This window comes from Agrobacterium sp. 22117 (assembly GCF_052045735.1).
In the GTDB taxonomy this organism is placed as follows: domain Bacteria; phylum Pseudomonadota; class Alphaproteobacteria; order Rhizobiales; family Rhizobiaceae; genus Agrobacterium; species Agrobacterium cavarae.
This window is the reverse complement of the sequence record NZ_JBQEPP010000004.1, coordinates 186622-203495: the sequence shown is the minus strand read 5'-3', so window position 1 is coordinate 203495 and position 16874 is coordinate 186622. Positions and strand designations below refer to the sequence as shown.

The window sequence follows — 16874 nt, the reverse complement described above, 5'->3', positions numbered from 1 at the left end:
GTGTTGATACATGCTTGCCAGCCGGCGTGACGTGTCTGCGGCCCCTTTTTCTGGTTTTGCCAGTCCGAACTGAGCGTGCAGGATTGGTCTCGTCGTTATGGAAAACAATAAAGAGACCCTTTTCGGGGTGTCAAGTGAAATTCCATTAATTAGTCCAGCAGATAAATATTATGCCAATTATCGGAATAAGAAGTGTCCGTTGGCCGAGATAAGTGCCTCAACCGCTTCTTATTGTCATTATAGGAATATCATTATTCTTTTGGTCTTAATAATGGAATTTGATTGACAAGGAAGAACGGCCCGCCTTAGGCTTTTGTTACGGACTGAGATCATCGATCTGCCGTGTTCAGGTGCCGTGGCTTTTTCTCTCGGCCTCCGGCGCTTTCATGAAAATGCCGCGGCCACTGGCTTCAGGGGAAGGGTCGCTGGGCGATATCGAAAAAGGAGCGACCATGGCTTGGCGTGTTGGCGTGGATTCAGGTGGGACTTTTACCGACGTGTGTCTGTTCGAGGACGAGACGGGTGAATTGATGATCTGGAAGGTCTCCTCGACGCCGGATGACCCCTCCCGCGGGATCACGCAAGGTGTGGCCGATGGTATCGAGCGCGTGGGTATCCAGGCGAGTGAGGTGTCCTATGTTGGTCATGGGACGACGGTTGCCACCAATGCCCTCATCCAGGGTCGAGGTGTCAAGACCGGGCTCTTGACCACGGGCGGATTTCGCGACCTTTTGGAAATAGGACGCCAGAAGCGACCCGATCTGTATGATCTGCAGGCGGAAAAGCCGGAATTGCTCGTGGAACGGCATCTCCGCTTCGGTATTTCCGAACGGGTACTGGCAGACGGCACAGTCGAGACGCCGCTTGATGAAGTGAGCCTGCGTGACGCGGTCCGCGCCCTGAAGGCTGCGGGCGTGAAGGCCGTTGCGATCAACTTCCTCTATTCCTTCAGCCATGCCGAGCACGAAAAGATCGCGGCGCGTATTCTCGAAGAAGAATTTCCGGAAGCCTTTCATTCGCTTTCGCACCGGATCGCGCCGGAATTCCGCGAATTCGAGCGCCTGTCGACAACGGTCGTCAATGCTTATCTCGGGCCCGTCATGCAAGGGTATGTGAAGGCGCTTTCCGGCAAGCTGTCTGATCTCGGAATTGCTGTGGCACCGCAGCTAACCCAATCCAACGGTGGGGTCATCAGCTTCGATGCCGCCGCGGAAATGCCGGTTCGCACCGTGCTGTCCGGTCCGTCCACCGGTGTCGTCGCCGCGCAGGCCGTCGGCCGGATGACTGGCATCGACAATCTCATCACCTTCGACATGGGGGGAACCAGCTCCGATGTTGCGCTTCTCGCCGATGGTCATTGCCGGGTGGTGAACGAGTCCGTCGTGCATGGATATCCAATCAAGGCGCCTATGCTCGATATCCACACCGTCGGTGCTGGTGGCGGATCGATCGCCTATATCGACTCGGGCAATCACCTGAAGGTGGGGCCACGTTCGGCAGGAGCCAATCCTGGTCCCGCCTGCTACGGCCTCGGAAATGACGAGCCGACGGTGACGGACGCCAATGTCGTATTGCAAACACAGCATCCTGAATATCTGCTCAATGGTCGCATGAAGATCGACCGGTCCCTATCGGTAAAGGCCGTCGAAAAGCTGGCTGACAGGCTCGGCATGGGTGTTCTGGAAACCGCCAACGGTATTCTCGATATCGTCACGGCCAATATGGCCAAGGCCATCCGCGTCATCTCCGTGCAGCGCGGGCATGATCCGCGCGATTACGCACTTGTGGCCTTCGGCGGCGCTGGTCCGGTACACGCGGTGCGCCTTGCCAGAGAGCTGGGCATGAAGCGTATCGTCATACCGAAGACGCCGGGCGTCCTGTGCGCCCTCGGTCTGCTGATGACGGATCTGAGAACGGATTTTTCAGCCACCGTTCTGCACCGTCTCGATGATGTGGAGGCTTCGACGATCTCGTCATTGTATGACGCTCTCTCAGAACAGGCCGAGATATGGTTCGAGCGGGAAAAAATTCTGATCCCGGCGCGGGTCGTCAACCGTACCGTCGATTGCCGTTACGCCGGCCAGAATTACGAGATTGCAGTCGCTCTTCCAGATGGACCGATCACGTCCGAAACCCTGCGTCTGATCAACGACCGTTTCGAGCAGGCACACTGTCAGCTCTATGGTTTCGTTGCCGAAGGTGAGCCCGTTCAACTCGTTACCTACCGCCTCGCGGCAAGCGGCCGCGTCGAGAAGGCGGCGTTCAAGCCCCGTCCGATGGAGGGGGAAGACTCCTCTTCTGCGATCACCGGCACGCGCGACGTATGGATGGCGGAGGCGGGCGGCTTCACGTCAGCGACGCTTTATGATCGCGACCTGCTGAAGCCCGCCAATATCGTTGTCGGTCCCGCCATTATCGATCAGATGGATTCCACCACCGTCCTGCCCCTCGGCTACACCGCCAAGGTCGATGCCTATCTCAATCTCATCGTGGAGGAGAAGTGATGACCAACGCCGCTATTGCCGAGAAACCTGTCTCGACGCTCAATCCCATTACAGTCGAAGTCATCGGCAGTGCTTTCGCCTCCACGGTCGAAGAAATGGGCGAGGCCCTCGTTCGCGCCAGCTACTCAACAAATATCAAGGAACGGCGCGATTGCTCCACCGCCTTGTTCGATGCGGCCGGCTATATGCTCTGCCAGGCAGAGCATATTCCCATGCATCTTGGGTCGTTCATCGGTTTCATTCCCTATATTCTCGACCATGTGGATGCGGGCAGCCTTGCGCCCGGGGATGTTTTCATCGGCAACGATGCCTATGAGGGCGGCGGCACGCATCTGCCGGATATCGTGCTCGCCGAGCCGATTTTCCATGAAGGCAAGCTGACGGCCTGGGCTATCAACACGGCTCACCATTCCGACTTCGCCGATCGTGGCCATGCGCATATCTATCAGGAAGGATTGCGCATTCCGCCGGTTCGGCTTTACCGCGAAGGAATTCTTCAGGAAGACATCCAAAAGCTCTTTCTGCTGAACTGCCAAGTGCCGCATGAGCGCATGTCTGATCTTCGCGCGCAGATGGCAGCAAACCGTCTCGGCGTCACCCGCTTCAAGGAACTGTGCGAGAAATACTCGACCGACACGGTTCTCGCAGCTGGTCGCGAGTTGATGGATTATGCCGAACGAAAAATGCGCTCTGGTATCGCCTCAATACCGGACGGGACCTATCGTTTTTCGGATCTGTTCGATGCCGAGTCACTTCGCGAGCAGCTGGAATTTTCCGTCACCATCACCGTGAAGGGAGACGAGATACATCTCGGCTTCGTCAGCCCGCCGCAGGTGCGTGCCGGCTTGAACGTGGTCTATACCGCGCTTCTCTCCACTGTCTATTACGCGGTAAAGACGGTTGTCGACCCGACAGTCCTTCCCAATGCCGGGCTGGCAAGGCCAATCCACGTGACCGCGAAAAAAGGGACGCTGCTGAATTGCGCGCACCCCGCTGCCGTCGATGGTCGCATTGCGGCATGCCAGCGGGTGGTGGATCTGATCCACGGCGCACTGGCAGAAGTCGTGCCGGACCGCGTCACTGCGGCCTGCAACGGTTCTGTCGCCGTCGCAAGTTTTTCCGGGACACGCCCGGATGGCAGTCTCTGGGTCTACCTCGAAACGATTGGCGGGGGCTTTGGCGCGCGGCACAACAAGGATGGCCTTGACGGCGTCCACGTCCACATGACGAACACATCCAATCTGCCGCTGGAATCGTTGGAGACCGAGTATCCGCTGACATTGGTTGCCTATGAGCTGGTGGATGGTTCGGGCGGTGCCGGGGAGTTCAGGGGCGGCATGGGCTTGCGCAGGGTCTACCGCGCCGAGGCGGACTGCCGGGTGTCGGTGGGCGGTTCACGCTTCGTCTCGCACCCGTGGGGATTGAAAGGCGGTCTTTCGGGCGCCTGCGGCTCATTCACCGTCATCGGCGCACCTGATCGCTTGGTCAATGGCGCCGGCGATATCCATAAGGGCGACGTGCTGGAAATCATTACACCCGGCGCTGGTGGATATGGCGCTCCGCGCGAGCGGGCTCCCGCATCCGTTGCTGCAGACATTCGGGACGGGCGCATTCCGCTCGACATCGCCAAGTCCGTCTACACTGTTTGATTTCCCGCCTGGCCCGGGTTTCGGCGCGCTGAAACTCGGGCCTCTTTTGATCGGCTTTCCCATCGGTGCAACTCATTGTTGCGCTTGACTATCGATCTTCCTTTTTCTATCGGTTCCAATAATCGGATTTTAATCCATGTTATATTCACTGGAGATCGAGGAACCGGATGGCCAAGCAATCTTCCAGCAATGTCGAACGCGGTGCGGAAATATTGCTTTCGCTGGGCAATGCAGGGCGCGCGGGTATGAGCCTGGCGGAGATCGCCGAAGATATCGGCGATGCGAAGTCCGCTGTCCATCGCGCATTGACAGGGCTTTCTCATTACGGCTTCGTCGAGCAGAGTGGTCGTCGCGGCAATTATCGGCTGGGCAATGCCATCTACGCCCTGGCGCAGCGCGTGCCGGGCATTGGCGATCTGGTGGATCTTTTCCGGCCCGCGCTGATTTCCGTCACCGCTGGGACTGGCATATCGAGCTTCCTCATGGCCCGTTCGGGTTTCGAATCCGTCTGCCTCGATTTCCAGTTGAGTGCAGCCCCCGTTCAGCCACTGCTTTCAGGCGTCGGTGGACGTCTTCCTCTCGGCATAGGCCACGCGGGTGTCTGCATGATTGCACGGCTCGACAAGGAGTCGCGCGAGCGCATTCTCGAGATCAACGCGCCGCATTACGAGGAATGGAAGATCGAAACGGATACGATACGAGCCGAGATCGAGATGTTCCTGGAGAAGGGCTATGTCATCGGCACCCGCAAGGCGGCGGGCTACGAGGTTTGGACACTGGCATTCGCGCCCGCTCCCGGCGACAACCGCTACGGCGAAACAGGTGTCTCGCTTCTGGCGCTGGCCAACAGTGTCTCGGACGAGGAGGCGAAGCGCTGCATCGCACTGATGACAGAGTCGTTGCCTTACAAGTGGTTCGGCAACAGGGCGTAACGCCGTACCATCTCCTGGATATGCGCAAGCCGTGCACTGCGTGCCGGTTCGGACAGAACGTCACGCTCGAAGGTAAAGCGTATTGTGTGAACTGTGGCAACGGTGGCCCAACAGAGATTGGAGATCGAAAGCCAGAGTTCCACCGGGTCGAGGCCCTGCCGAAAAAGGCCCGCGGCCACGCCTTTCTCGAGAATGCCGGCAACCATGCGGGAGATATTTCCGGCATGCACGATGTCGCGATCGGACTCGCGGATGTTTTCGCCGCCATGCAGGTTTTCGATGCCGACGAGCGTCAGAAAAGACTGGTTTTCGCTGTAGTAGTCAAAGGTGAAGGCGGTCAGGCGGTCCAGTGCCGCAACGGGATCCGCCGGCATGTCCAACGCCTGTTCCGCATCGCGCATCGCCCTGTAGGCATCTTCCAGAACATGGCGGAACAGCAGTTCCTTGCGAGAGAAGTGACGGTAGATCAGCGCCTTGTTCACGCCCGCTGCATGCGCGATCGCCTCCATATTCGCGCCCTCAAGCCCGTGCGCAACAAATTCTCCCGAAGCCGCCGCCAGAATGGCCTGGCGGGTGCGCATGCTGCGAGCAGCGTGCGTTCCAGAGGAGGTCTTTCTCGGTTTTCGGATCTGAGCGTCGTCGTCCATACATCTGGTCCTGTGATCAGTGCTGAATATCACTTTTTGGCCTGTCGTGTGCCACTTCGTGCCACACCGATGAAATTCGAACTTCAGCCGGTAAAAACCCTTTACAGGGCCCTGTACTTCTGTTTTTGTAACGACAACGTTACTGTTACACAAGAGCTAATCATGACCCCCCATATTCGCGTTGCTTCCGATGTCGGTGGTACCTTCACCGACAGCATTGCCTATGACGAAAAGACGAGGACGATCACGGTCTCGAAGGTCTCCACAACGCCCGTCAATCGGGCGCTCGGCACATTGGAAGGGCTACGCATAGCGCTCAGCCTTCAAGGCGGGACCGGCGCGGATGTTGCTTATGTCGGCCATGGCATGACGACTGCGACCAACGCCGTCATTCAGCGCAATGGTGCAAAGACCGCGTTTCTTACCAATCACGGCTTTCGCGATATTCTCGAAATCGGTCGGCAGAACCGCCCGACGCTGTTCGATCTCACCAAGGTAAAGCCGGAGCCGCTCGTCCCGCGCGAGCTTTGCTTCACCGCGCGCGGCCGTATCCTGCCGACAGGCGAGGAATTGCAGCCGCTTGACGAGTCCGATGTGCGCGAGGCTGGCGCGGCCATGAAAGCGGCAGGCGTTGAGGCTGTCGCCATTCTCTTCCTTCACTCCTATGCCAATGCCGCTCATGAATTGAGGGCGCGCGATATTCTAGCCGACATGCTTCCGGATGTGGCGATTTCTGCCTCGGTCGAGGTCAACGCAGAGTTCCGCGAGTATGAGCGTGGTTCGACGGCAGTTCTCAACGCCTATCTTCGCCCCGTCATGAACCGCTATCTTTCCTCGCTCTCGGGCATGTTGCAGGATGAGAAGGAGGGCCTGGGCCTTGCGGCTGACCGTCCGGTCATGGTGATGGATGCCGCGGGAGGTTTGATGAGCCTTGAGGGCGCGCGGCTAAAGCCGGTCCATACCGTTCTGTCCGGTCCTGCAGGCGGCGTGGTGGCGAGCGCCCATGTCGCCAAGCTGGCTGGGATTGCCGATATCATCACCATGGATATTGGCGGGACGTCCACCGATATCAGCCTCATTCGCGGCGGCCGGCCGGAAATAACCCGCTCGGCCAACCTGGAAACAGTACCGATCAGGTTGCCGGTCATCGACATCAATGCTATCGGCGCTGGTGGTGGCTCCATCGCCTGGATCGACGAGGGCGGTGCTCTGCGAGCGGGCCCGATGAGCGCCGAAGCGGTACCCGGACCAGTCTGCTATCGGCGTGGCGCAACCTTGCCCACCGTGACCGATGCAAATCTGGTGCTTGGTCGTTTTTCGCCCCAGTCACGACTGGGCGGCACGATGACACTCGATCTCGATGGTGCGCTGAAAGCGATCGATACGGTCATTGCCAAGCCGCTGGGGCTCGATGTTTACGAAGCGGCGGCGGGCATATTGCGGGTCGCCCATGCCAATATCGTGCGCGGTATCCGCGTGGTGTCCGTCGAGCGTGGTTACGATCCTCGAGACTTTGCTCTGGTGCCGTTCGGTGGCGCCGGACCCATGCATGGCAGCCCTGTCGCCCGTGAGTTGAAAATGCCGCGCGTGATGGTGCCCCCCACTCCAGGTATTCTGTGTGCGCTCGGCCAGCTGATATCGGATTTGCGTCATGACTTCGTCGAGACTCATGTGGTTGCCTATGAGGCGATGACGGAAACTGAAGCCTCAGCTCGTATCAGGCGCCTGACGGACCGGGCCGACTCCCATCTGGACCACGACGGCGTTGCCCGGGAAAATCGCGAGATGGAAGTGCGCATCGATATGCGCTACCGCGGCCAGTCCTTTGAATTGCCAGTCACGGTTGATCCCATGAAGCCGGGCTGGTGGGCAATTCTTCCCGACCGCTTCCACGCGGCGCATCGCGCTCGCTTCGGCCATGCCGACCAGAGTGCGGCTCTCGAGATCGCCGGCTTCGGAGTGACAGGCATCGGCCGCATCGAGACGCCGGTCTTGCCGGAGCTGGAGCGGGGTGGTCCCGTTCCTTCTGAAGATGCCCGCATCGGCGACCGGCAGGTTTACTATGAGCCCGGCGACACCGGCGCCAATGGCGCATTTCAGACCGCTGCGGTCTACGCCCGCGACATGCTCAAGGCGGGCAACGTCATCGCCGGTCCCGCCATTATCGAGGAAGTCTCCTCCACCACCGTCCTTTATCCGGGTGATCGTCTGACCGTTCATGCATCCGGCAGTCTGATTGTTGAGGTAGCAGCATGAGCAATTTCGATCCAATCCGCCTTGAAGTATTGCGCAACGCGTTGGAGGCGTCCGCACAGGAAATGGGAGTGGTGCTGAAATGCACCGCCTTTTCTCCCAATATCAAGGAGCGCATGGATGCATCCTGCGCCATCTTCAACGCCGAGGCGGAACTAGTCGCCCAGGCGGAGCATGTTCCTGTCCATCTGGGCTCCATGCTCAAGGCCGTCGGCCCTACGCTTGCAGAGCTGCCGGCGCTGAAAGAAGGTGACGTCGTCATCGTCAACGACCCGTTCATCGCCGGTGCTCATCTGCCCGACATCACGCTGATCGCGCCGGTCTTCGCTGAGGGTGAATTGGTCGCCCATGTGGCCAGCCGTGCCCATCACTCCGATGTCGGCGGCATGGAGCCAGGCTCCATGCCGGGAAGTTCCACCGAGATTTACCAGGAAGGTCTGATCATTCCGCCCGTACTCCTTTACGACGGTGGTGTGGAGCAAAGCGGTATCATGCGCATGGTGCTTGCGAATGTGCGCACGCCGGAAGAGCGGCGGGGCGATCTCAATGCCCAGCTTGCGGCATTGCGCGTGGGCGAAACCCGAATTCACGAACTTGCCGCGCGCTTTGGTGTCGGAGGCCTGAAGGAAGGGCTGTCGGCCATTCTCGCCTATTCGGAACGACGCATGCTGAAGCGTCTCGCCGAATTGCCGCCGGGGCGCTATGTCGCGAACGATTGGTTGGATGACGATGGGTCCAGCCCGGAACGGGTCATGATCAAGGTCGCTGTCGAAGTGTCGCCGGAACGGCTCGTCTTCGATTTCGAGGGAACCGCACCGCAGCGGCGCGGCAATGTCAACGCGGTCAAGCCCATGACCCATTCGGCAGTGTTTTACGCCATCAAGATTTTGACGGATGCGACGCTTCCGCCCAATGCCGGCGTGCTGCGTCCTGTGGAAATCCGCATTCCACTCGGCTCTTTCCTCGATGCCCGTGCGCCGGCGGCTGTCTGTGCCGGCAATACGGAGACGACCCAACGGGTTGCCGATACGGTGCTGCGCGCCTTTGCCCAGATCGCTCCCGATCGTATTGCTGCCGCCAGCCAAGGCACGATGAACCTCATTGGCATAGGAGGACGCGATCCCAGAAGCACTCGGCCCTACACCTATATCGAAACGATTGGCGGTGGACAGGGCGGGCGTCCCTACGGCCAGGGGATGCATGGCGTCCATGCCAATATGTCGAACACGCTCAACACACCGGTCGAGGCGCTCGAAATCAGTTATCCTCTGCGCGTCGAACGCTACGAACTTCGCGAAGGTTCGGGCGGCGGCGGTCATCATGCCGGCGGTGAAGGGTTGATCCGTGCCATTACAGCTATCGATCACGAGGCGCGTGTTTCGCTGCAGTCCGACCGGCGTCTCACAGGCCCCTACGGTCTGCATGGCGGAGCATCCGGCGCCACCGGGCAAAATTCCGTGCGGGACAGGCAGGGCAAGGTCACTGCGCTGCCGGGCAAGGGATCGGTCACATTGGCCCCAGGAGAAACCGTCATCGTGGAGACGCCAGGCGGGGGAGGGTGGGGTGCCCCGCAAGCGGCCGATAGTCGGCTATCCGTGGCTGCGGCGCGGGTAGACGCCTGATACTGGGACACTATCAGCGCATACGAAGGCGGAAAGGATAAGGGCATGATCTCGGAAAAGCGGGTGGCGATGGTGAGCGGTGCGTCGCGCGGCATCGGCGCAGCCATCGCGGAGACACTGCTCTCTGCTGGCTGGAACGTCAGCCTTGGGGTGCGCGCGCCTGCATCGTCGCGTTTTTCAGATCATCCTGATGCCTTGGTCTGCCCATTCGATGCGCTTGATCCGGAAAGCGAGAGGGCATGGGTCGAGGCAACCATCGCCCGTTTTGGCCGTCTGGATGGCCTGGTTCATAACGCTGGTATCATGATACCGAAGTCAGTTCTTGACGCCGGGGACGATGACTTCGACATGATCTTCAACGTGAATGTCAAATCGCCGATGCGGCTGAGCCAGCACGCCTGGCCCTACCTTGCCGATGCGAAGGTCGGGCGCATCGTTACGGTCGCGTCGCTGTCTGGCAAGAGGGTGAAGTCAGCCAGTTCCGGTCTCTACGCAATGTCCAAATTTGCGGTCGTTGCACTCGGCCACGCGCTACGCCAATGCGGTAAGGAAAGCGGAGTACGTTCTACGATCATTTGCCCAAGCTTCGTGGCAACGGATATGGGTAACGCCCTTGCGGGCAGAGATAGCAATGAGCTAACCCAACCGGAGGATATTGCGCGGATCGTGCATATGGTGCTGGAGCTGCCCGTCACAGCCAGTATTTCTGAGATACCGGTGCATTTTAGTGTGGAAGACTGTTACTGACATGAACGCTGCCTTTTCGTATCACATGCCCGCGATCACCCCTGTCGCGAATGCCGAAGACCTGCCCGAGGCGGTTGATGTGGCAATCATCGGCGGCGGGATCATCGGTGTTTCGGCCGCATTTCAGCTCGCCAGGCGTGGCGTCCGGGTCGCAGTCTTGGAAAAAGGCATTGTCGGTGGCGAACAGTCCGGTCGCAACTGGGGCTGGGTGCGTCTTACCGGTCGTGACACACGCGAATTGCCGCTGATGCTGCAATCCCATGCGATATGGGAAACGCTGCATCAGGAGACCGGCGTGGATGTCGGCTACCGAAAGCGTGGCATCATTTATGCAGCCAAAACGCCAGAGGCGCGCGCGCGATATGAGCGTTGGGCCGTTCTGGGGCGTGAGTTCGGTATCGGTGTCAGAAGTCTTGAACCACAAGACGTTGCGGCGTTTGTGGCCGGGATGGACAGGACGACGTTCGGCGGCATCTTCGTCCCGGAGGATGCGTCAGCCGAACCGCAACTGGCTGCGCCCGCCATCGCCTCACGCGCCCAACGGGACGGCGCCTTCATCCTTCAGCGGTGTGCCGTCCGTGGTCTCGATATCGAAGCGGGACGCATTGCAGGGGTGGTAACCGAGAAAGGCCGCATAAGAGCCTCGACCGTCATCGTCGCAGGGGGCGCTTGGTCCTCGCATCTTCTGTCGCGCCACGGCCTTCGCCTGCCGCAGTTGAAGGTCTTGTCGTCGGTCATGCGGACAGCTCCCGTCGATGCAGGTATTGAGCCTACGATGGGCTTTTCGGATTTCACACTTCGCAAGAGGATGGACGGCGGTTACACGGTGGCGTCTTCGGCCACCAGCCTTGTCGATATCGTGCCCGATAGCTTTCGTTTCTTCCGTGACTTTCTGCCCGCTTTCATGATGGAGCGGAAATCCCTGAAGCTGAGCTTCGGCAAACCCTTCTTCGATGAACTGATCGGATACAGACACCGGGCTTTCGATCAGGCAAGCATCTTTGAAAAAATCCGCGTTCTCGACCCAACGCCCGACGCCAATCTTTTGACGAGTGTCGAGGCTGCAATGCGAACAAGTGTTCCGGCACTGCGGGACGTTCCGATTGCCCAGAGGTGGGCAGGGATGATCGATACGATGCCGGATGTCATTCCGGTCATATCAGAGGTGGAGGCCCTCCCTGGCCTCATCGTCGGAACCGGCTTTTCGGGCCATGGTTTCGGCATTGGGCCGGGGGCCGGACGTCTTCTCAGCGATCTCGCAACAGGCGACACGCCCTGTGTCGATCCGACACCATTCCGCTTCTCGCGGTTCAGCGATGGTAGCCGTCCGGAAATCCAGTATTGGCTTTAAAGAACGCCCCATAGTGTGCAGCGCTCTTGCGATGCCGACACGCTGGCGAATCTCGAAGACTGCGACGGGCATTAGTCGCAGCGCCGTGAATGGATCAGGCGAATTCCGCGCTCATTCTAACGAGATCGTCCCATAGGCTTTCGGCAAAGCCGCGCAGCACGATGATCTCGAAGGCGCTCTCTTCCAAACGAGTGAGGTGGGCGGTGATATGGCCGACCAGTGTCGTGACAGAACTGCCCACAGGGAAGGCCGGAAGAGAGAGATCGACCGCCGTCCCCTTGGCCAGAACGCGTTCGACCATCTTGCCCTCGATACGGATGCGAACCCGACCCTGACTTTGGTCCACACCCATCGCTTGTGGCTCTAGCGCGTCGAGCAGAGCCTTCAACTCGCCGTGAGACAGACGTTCATCGCTGACGATAAACCATTGCGCCGGCGATACAGTGCGAACATCACCCTTGCCGATTGCGCGCAGGCGGTCTTCCACCGCAGGCGCGGATGGTTCTGCCAATACGTGGATGACGCTGCCTTCTTGCAAGGCGGACAGGGTAATCATGTTGGACGCGAAAGCTTTTTTCATGCCAAGCACGGGGCGTAATGTCGGCTGAAAGCCGGATTTGAAATCAAGCTTTTGATCAGGCATGGAGCTTCTCGTTCTTGGGATCGAGGAAAACCGGATCGCACAGGCGCGCGGCGGTATATTCGTTGCGAATGCCATTCCACACGATGACCTCCTCGCCATGCCTGTGTGACCCCTTCTTCACGAGGGCAAGGCCGATGGTCGATCCGAGATGGGGAGAGAAAGCGCTGGAGGTGACGTAACCCTGATCGTTCTCCAGTGTCGCAGCGGCGTCCTTCGCCAGAATATGGGAGCCGGTGCGGAAGCTATGGTTTTTATCGATCGGGACAACGCCGACCAGATTTGGCCGGTCGCTGGCTGACAGCCCTTCGCGCTGCAGCATCGCCTTGCCGATGAAATCCACCTTGGTGGCGGACACCATCTTGCCGAAGCCGATATCGGCCGGCACGACCGTGCCGTTGATCTCATTATGGGTGACGTGACCCTTCTCGATGCGCAGGACGCTCAGCGCCTCGACGCCATAGGGCATGATACCCTCCGGCTTGCCTGCCTCCATCAGCGCATCCGCAACGCTCTCGCCATAGCCAGCGGGAACGGCAAGCTCATAGGCGAACTCGCCCGAGAAGGAGATGCGGAACAGGCGTCCGTTCAGCTTTCCGCCAAACAGAGAGACCTCTTTCGCGGCAAGGAAGGGAAAAGCGTCATTCGAAAGATCATCATCGACGATCTTCTCAAGAATGGTTCTCGATTTCGGTCCGGCAATCGCCATCTGCGCCCATTGATCGGTGACGGAGGCGAGCCGCACATCGAGATCCGGCCACAGCGCCTGGGCGCAGAATTCCAGATGGTTCATCACGCCCGCGGCATAGGCCGTGGTCGTCGTCATGAAGTAGCGGTTTTCGTCCAGCCTGCTGGTTGTGCCGTCATCATAGATCATACCATCCTCGCGCAGCATCAGGCCGTAACGCGCCTTGCCGACGGCAAGCTTGAGGAAGCCATTGCAGTAGACCCGGTTGAGGAATTCTGCGGCGTCGCGCCCGCAAACCTCGATCTTGCCGAGCATGGAAACGTCGCAGAGCCCTGCATTCTTTCGCACATTCAGAACTTCGCGATCAACGCTTTCGCGCCAACCGTTTTCGCCCTGTCGCGGAAACCAGGATGAGCGATACCAGAGCCCGGTTTCGACGAACACAGCGCCATTCTTCTCCGCCCATCCATGCAGTGGTGATTTGCGCACCGGCTGAAAATGATGGCCGTGATAGGCACCGGTGAGCGCGCCGAAAGAAACCGGCGTATAGAAAGGTCGGAAGGTGGTGGTGCCGACCTCTGCCGGAGAAACGCCGCGCGCCTCAGCCAAAAGACCAATGGCGTTAACGTTGGAAAGCTTGCCCTGGTCCGTTGCCATGCCATTGGTCGTATAGCGCTTGGCAAGCTCCACATGGGCATAGCCTTCGGTCACCGCCAGGCCGAGATCCTTGCGATGCACATCGTTCTGGTAATCGACGAAAGCCTTGGCTTTCACGCCAGGAATGGACCAGAGCGGCTTTGCCGGTGCGGCAACGACATCGTGTTCGACCGGTCCGAAGGACGGCGCGGTCGCGGCAAAGCCGATCGCTTTCGCCAACTCCGCACCCTTGTTTGCACCCTCTTCAAGGCATGCGGCGAGGCCATGCGTGGCAGAGACGGCACCGGCGAGATCAAGCCCTTCGAGACGACCGGGCGCGAGGAAGGCCGCCTCTTCGTCCGACCATACGGGTTTTCCGCCCCGGTGGCAGGCGAGGTGAATGACCGGGCTGAACCCGCCAGACATAGCAAGCGCATCGACATCCAGATGCTCGGTGCTGCCGTTTCTGTAGACTTCGACTCCGGTGAGCGCCTTGCTGCCCCGGGTGTTGGCAACGACGCCGCCTTTGATGACGCGCGCCTTTCCGCCATAGGAGAGATTTCCCTCACTGCGGCTATCGATAATGGCGACGAGCGAGACACCTTTCGCTTCCAGGTCACGCGCCAGCGCATAGCCGCTGTCATTGGTGGTGAAAATCGCCGTCGCTTTGCCGGGGCTGACGGCATAGCGGTTGAGATAGCTGCGCATCGCGCCCGCCATCATCACGCCTGGAACATCATTGCCACCGAAAACCAGGGGCCGTTCTTCCGCACCGGTTGCCAGAAGCGCGCGTTTCGCGACGATCCGCCACAACCGTTCCACAGGCACATGAAGCTTGGGATCGGGTAGATGTTTCTGCACGCGCTCCACCGCGCCGAACACATTGCCATCATACCAGCCGAAGGCGGTTGTTCTGGTCAGGACGGTGACATTCGGAAGGGATTCAAGCTCGGCAATACAGGTTGCGGCAAAATCCGGCGCGCTGGTGCCGCCAATGGTCGCCGTTTCTGAAAGCAGCCCGCCGCCCGCGACGGGATGTTCGTCAACAAGGATAACGCGCGCACCTGTCCGTCCGGCGGTGAGAGCGGCTGCGAGTCCGGCAGAACCAGCGCCGATTACCAGTAGATCGCAATGCGCCCAGCATTTGTCATAGGCGTCGGGGTCGGCCTCGTAGCTTGCCTTGCCGAGGCCTGCTGCGCGGCGGATGAAGGGCTCGTAGAGCTTTTCCCAGAAGGCGGCGGGCCACATAAAGGTCTTGTAGTAGAAGCCCGCGCTGAGAAAGGGCGAGATCAGGCCCGTCATCGCGCCGATGTCGAAGTCGAGAGACGGCCAGCGGTTCTGGCTTCGCGCTTCCAAACCGGCATAGAGCTCCTGCATCGTGGCGCGGGTATTGGGCTCGGTTCTGCCGCCGTTGCCGATCGTCATCAGGGCGTTTGGTTCTGCTGCACCCGCGGTCAGGATGCCGCGGGGACGGTGGTATTTGAAGCTGCGGCCGACGAGTTGCTGGCCGTTGGCAAGCAGGGCAGAGGCGAGGCTATCGCCTTGGAAACCCTGCATCGCCTTTCCATCGAAGGTAAAGAAGAGTGGCTTGGAGCGGTCGATCAGACCGCCAGTGGGCAGGCGGTGGGATGTCATGCGCTTTTGACCTTTGTCTTGTCGGCTGCATCTTCGCAGGTGCTGATCTCGTGCGTTGCCGTATTGCGGGTCACCACAAGCCACCGGCGGCAGCCTGCCGTGTGGTGCCAATATTCCTCATAATCGCCACGCGGATTGTCGCGGAGATAGACATAGTCGAACCATGCCTCCGCGCTGGCGTCCGGTGCGGGTCGCTGAAGAACGGCACCCTTGATGGTGAACTCTTCCTTGGGTCTTGGCCCGCAATGCGGGCAGGGCACGAGACTTGCCATTTCGAACGTCCTTGATCCGCTTTGTCAGTGAAGATTGGGCTGGGCGCCTTGGCCCTTTTCGTCGATGAGATAGCCGCGTTGAAAGCGATCCAGACGGAACGCGGTGGCCGTTTCCTGCGGTGCACCGCGCGCCAGAAGATGAGCAAAGCAGAAGCCTGAGGCAGGCGTTGCCTTGAATCCACCGTAGCACCAGCCAGCATTCAGATAGAGATTGTCGATGGACGTGCGGTCTATGATTGGCGACCCATCCATCGACATATCCATGATGCCGCCCCAGGAACGAAGCACGCGGACCCGGGAAAGCGCGGGGATCATCGCCTTGCCGGCTTCCGCGACATGTTCGACGGTCGCGAGATTGCCGCGCTGTGCATAGGAGTTGTAGCCATCGATATCGCCGCCGAAGACGAGACCGCCCTTGTCGGATTGTGAGACGTAGAAATGTCCGGCACCAAAGGTGACGACGCCATCGATGAAGGGTTTCAGTCCTTCCGAAACGAAAGCTTGCAGCACGTGGCTTTCTATTGGTAGCCGAAGCCCGGCCATGGCGGCGACCTGGGAGGAATTGCCGGCGGCTGCGAGCGCCAGCTTGCCGCAGCCGATAAAGCCGCGGCTCGTTTCGACACCAACCACCTTGCCGTTTTCGCGGCGTATGCCTGTCACTTCGCAGCCCTGGATGATGTCGACGCCGCGTTGATCGGCCCCACGGGCATAACCCCAGGCAACCGCATCGTGACGTACTGTGCCGCCGCGCCGCTGTAACAATCCCCCTTGAATGGGAAAGCGCGCATTGTCGAAATCGAGAAACGGCAGCATGGACTTGACGGCGGCCCGATCCAGCAATTCGGCATCGACGCCGTGCAGCCGCATGGCGTTGCCGCGACGCGTATAGGCATCGCGCTGCGCGTCTGAATGATAGAGATTGAGAACGCCGCGTTGGGAAACCATGGCGTTAAAGTTGAAATCCTGTTCCAGACCTTCCCACAGCTTCATCGATAGTTCGTAGAACGGATTGTTGCCCGGCAGCAGGTAGTTGGACCGAATGATCGTGGTGTTGCGCCCGACATTGCCGGAGCCGACGTAGTTCTTTTCCAGCACCGCCACATTGGTGATGCCGAATTCCTTCGCCAGATAATAGGCGGTCGCCAACCCATGTCCGCCGCCGCCCACGATGATGATGTCGTAATGGGGTTTGGGCGCGGGGTCCCGCCAGGCAGGCTTCCAGGCCTTGTTGCCACGAAGGCCGTTCATCAAAATGGAGAGGGCTGAATAGCGCATGGCAATACCTCGACGGATGTCCG

The 16874-nt window shown here is 59.7% G+C and carries 12 protein-coding genes; 7 read left to right on the top strand and 5 right to left on the bottom strand.

From position 1 onward, the window contains the following. Nucleotides 1-452 precede the first annotated feature (452 nt). The 3 genes from ACTJKV_RS12940 to ACTJKV_RS12930 all read left to right on the top strand — a co-directional run bounded on the left by ACTJKV_RS12940 (nucleotide 453) and on the right by ACTJKV_RS12930 (nucleotide 5085). On the top strand, nucleotides 453-2504 hold the full coding sequence (locus tag ACTJKV_RS12940) for a hydantoinase/oxoprolinase family protein (protein WP_440598807.1): 2052 nt from the start codon (nucleotides 453-455) through the stop codon (nucleotides 2502-2504). Then, nucleotides 2504-4153, top strand: a complete 1650-nt coding sequence (locus tag ACTJKV_RS12935; protein ID WP_440598806.1) for a hydantoinase B/oxoprolinase family protein — start codon at nucleotides 2504-2506, stop codon at nucleotides 4151-4153. The genes ACTJKV_RS12940 and ACTJKV_RS12935 overlap by 1 nt, the downstream gene beginning before the upstream one ends. A gap of 167 nt (nucleotides 4154-4320) precedes the next feature. Continuing rightward, nucleotides 4321-5085: an IclR family transcriptional regulator gene (locus ACTJKV_RS12930; protein WP_440598805.1), complete on the top strand. Its 765-nt coding sequence runs from the start codon at nucleotides 4321-4323 to the stop codon at nucleotides 5083-5085. On the opposite strand, the gene ACTJKV_RS12925 is transcribed toward ACTJKV_RS12930, so the two are convergent. Then, entirely contained in the window at nucleotides 5058-5732 is a 675-nt protein-coding gene (locus tag ACTJKV_RS12925; RefSeq protein WP_062600397.1) for a TetR/AcrR family transcriptional regulator, read from the bottom strand. The two genes, ACTJKV_RS12930 and ACTJKV_RS12925, sit on opposite strands and share 28 nt — an antisense overlap. Nucleotides 5733-5894: 162 nt before the next feature. Between ACTJKV_RS12925 and ACTJKV_RS12920 the strand changes: the two genes are divergently transcribed. Genes ACTJKV_RS12920 through ACTJKV_RS12905 form a run of 4 tightly spaced genes read left to right on the top strand, consistent with a single transcriptional unit; the run spans nucleotide 5895 to nucleotide 11705 of the window. Continuing rightward, nucleotides 5895-7988 carry a hydantoinase/oxoprolinase family protein gene (locus ACTJKV_RS12920; protein ID WP_440598804.1) on the top strand — a complete coding sequence of 698 codons (2094 nt, stop codon included), beginning with the start codon at nucleotides 5895-5897 and terminating at the stop codon, nucleotides 7986-7988. Further along, nucleotides 7985-9607, top strand: coding sequence for a hydantoinase B/oxoprolinase family protein (locus ACTJKV_RS12915; RefSeq protein WP_440598803.1), 1623 nt, complete (start codon nucleotides 7985-7987; stop codon nucleotides 9605-9607). Before ACTJKV_RS12920 ends, ACTJKV_RS12915 begins: the two co-directional genes overlap by 4 nt. 45 nt (nucleotides 9608-9652) lie before the next feature. Then, nucleotides 9653-10354 carry an SDR family NAD(P)-dependent oxidoreductase gene (locus ACTJKV_RS12910; protein ID WP_440598802.1) on the top strand — a complete coding sequence of 234 codons (702 nt, stop codon included), beginning with the start codon at nucleotides 9653-9655 and terminating at the stop codon, nucleotides 10352-10354. Nucleotide 10355: 1 nt separating this feature from the next. After that, nucleotides 10356-11705: an NAD(P)/FAD-dependent oxidoreductase gene (locus ACTJKV_RS12905; RefSeq protein WP_440598801.1), complete on the top strand. Its 1350-nt coding sequence runs from the start codon at nucleotides 10356-10358 to the stop codon at nucleotides 11703-11705. Between the two features lie 94 nt (nucleotides 11706-11799). Here the strand turns inward: ACTJKV_RS12905 and ACTJKV_RS12900 are convergent, their stop codons facing one another. The 4 genes from ACTJKV_RS12900 to ACTJKV_RS12885 are packed head-to-tail and all read right to left on the bottom strand — an operon-like array spanning nucleotide 11800 to nucleotide 16851. Then, nucleotides 11800-12348 carry a sarcosine oxidase subunit gamma gene (locus tag ACTJKV_RS12900; RefSeq protein WP_274101817.1) on the bottom strand — a complete coding sequence of 183 codons (549 nt, stop codon included), beginning with the start codon at nucleotides 12346-12348 and terminating at the stop codon, nucleotides 11800-11802. After that, nucleotides 12341-15304, bottom strand: a complete 2964-nt coding sequence (locus tag ACTJKV_RS12895) for a sarcosine oxidase subunit alpha (protein ID WP_274101819.1) — start codon at nucleotides 15302-15304, stop codon at nucleotides 12341-12343. Before ACTJKV_RS12895 ends, ACTJKV_RS12900 begins: the two co-directional genes overlap by 8 nt. After that, nucleotides 15301-15576 carry a sarcosine oxidase subunit delta gene (locus tag ACTJKV_RS12890; protein ID WP_062600402.1) on the bottom strand — a complete coding sequence of 92 codons (276 nt, stop codon included), beginning with the start codon at nucleotides 15574-15576 and terminating at the stop codon, nucleotides 15301-15303. Before ACTJKV_RS12890 ends, ACTJKV_RS12895 begins: the two co-directional genes overlap by 4 nt. Before the next feature lie 24 nt (nucleotides 15577-15600). After that, nucleotides 15601-16851, bottom strand: a complete 1251-nt coding sequence (locus tag ACTJKV_RS12885; protein ID WP_113227547.1) for a sarcosine oxidase subunit beta family protein — start codon at nucleotides 16849-16851, stop codon at nucleotides 15601-15603. Nucleotides 16852-16874: the final 23 nt, after the last annotated feature.

What these genes read in the sequence shown, in the direction of transcription:
- ACTJKV_RS12940 (WP_440598807.1), top strand. Translation starts at nt 453, where the DNA reads ATGGCTTGGCGTGTTGGCGTGGATTCAGGTGGGACTTTTACCGACGTG.
- ACTJKV_RS12935 (WP_440598806.1), top strand. Translation starts at nt 2,504, where the DNA reads ATGACCAACGCCGCTATTGCCGAGAAACCTGTCTCGACGCTCAATCCC.
- ACTJKV_RS12930 (WP_440598805.1), top strand. Translation starts at nt 4,321, where the DNA reads ATGGCCAAGCAATCTTCCAGCAATGTCGAACGCGGTGCGGAAATATTG.
- ACTJKV_RS12925 (WP_062600397.1), bottom strand. Translation starts at nt 5,732, where the DNA reads ATGGACGACGACGCTCAGATCCGAAAACCGAGAAAGACCTCCTCTGGA.
- ACTJKV_RS12920 (WP_440598804.1), top strand. Translation starts at nt 5,895, where the DNA reads ATGACCCCCCATATTCGCGTTGCTTCCGATGTCGGTGGTACCTTCACC.
- ACTJKV_RS12915 (WP_440598803.1), top strand. Translation starts at nt 7,985, where the DNA reads ATGAGCAATTTCGATCCAATCCGCCTTGAAGTATTGCGCAACGCGTTG.
- ACTJKV_RS12910 (WP_440598802.1), top strand. Translation starts at nt 9,653, where the DNA reads ATGATCTCGGAAAAGCGGGTGGCGATGGTGAGCGGTGCGTCGCGCGGC.
- ACTJKV_RS12905 (WP_440598801.1), top strand. Translation starts at nt 10,356, where the DNA reads ATGAACGCTGCCTTTTCGTATCACATGCCCGCGATCACCCCTGTCGCG.
- ACTJKV_RS12900 (WP_274101817.1), bottom strand. Translation starts at nt 12,348, where the DNA reads ATGCCTGATCAAAAGCTTGATTTCAAATCCGGCTTTCAGCCGACATTA.
- ACTJKV_RS12895 (WP_274101819.1), bottom strand. Translation starts at nt 15,304, where the DNA reads ATGACATCCCACCGCCTGCCCACTGGCGGTCTGATCGACCGCTCCAAG.
- ACTJKV_RS12890 (WP_062600402.1), bottom strand. Translation starts at nt 15,576, where the DNA reads ATGGCAAGTCTCGTGCCCTGCCCGCATTGCGGGCCAAGACCCAAGGAA.
- ACTJKV_RS12885 (WP_113227547.1), bottom strand. Translation starts at nt 16,851, where the DNA reads ATGCGCTATTCAGCCCTCTCCATTTTGATGAACGGCCTTCGTGGCAAC.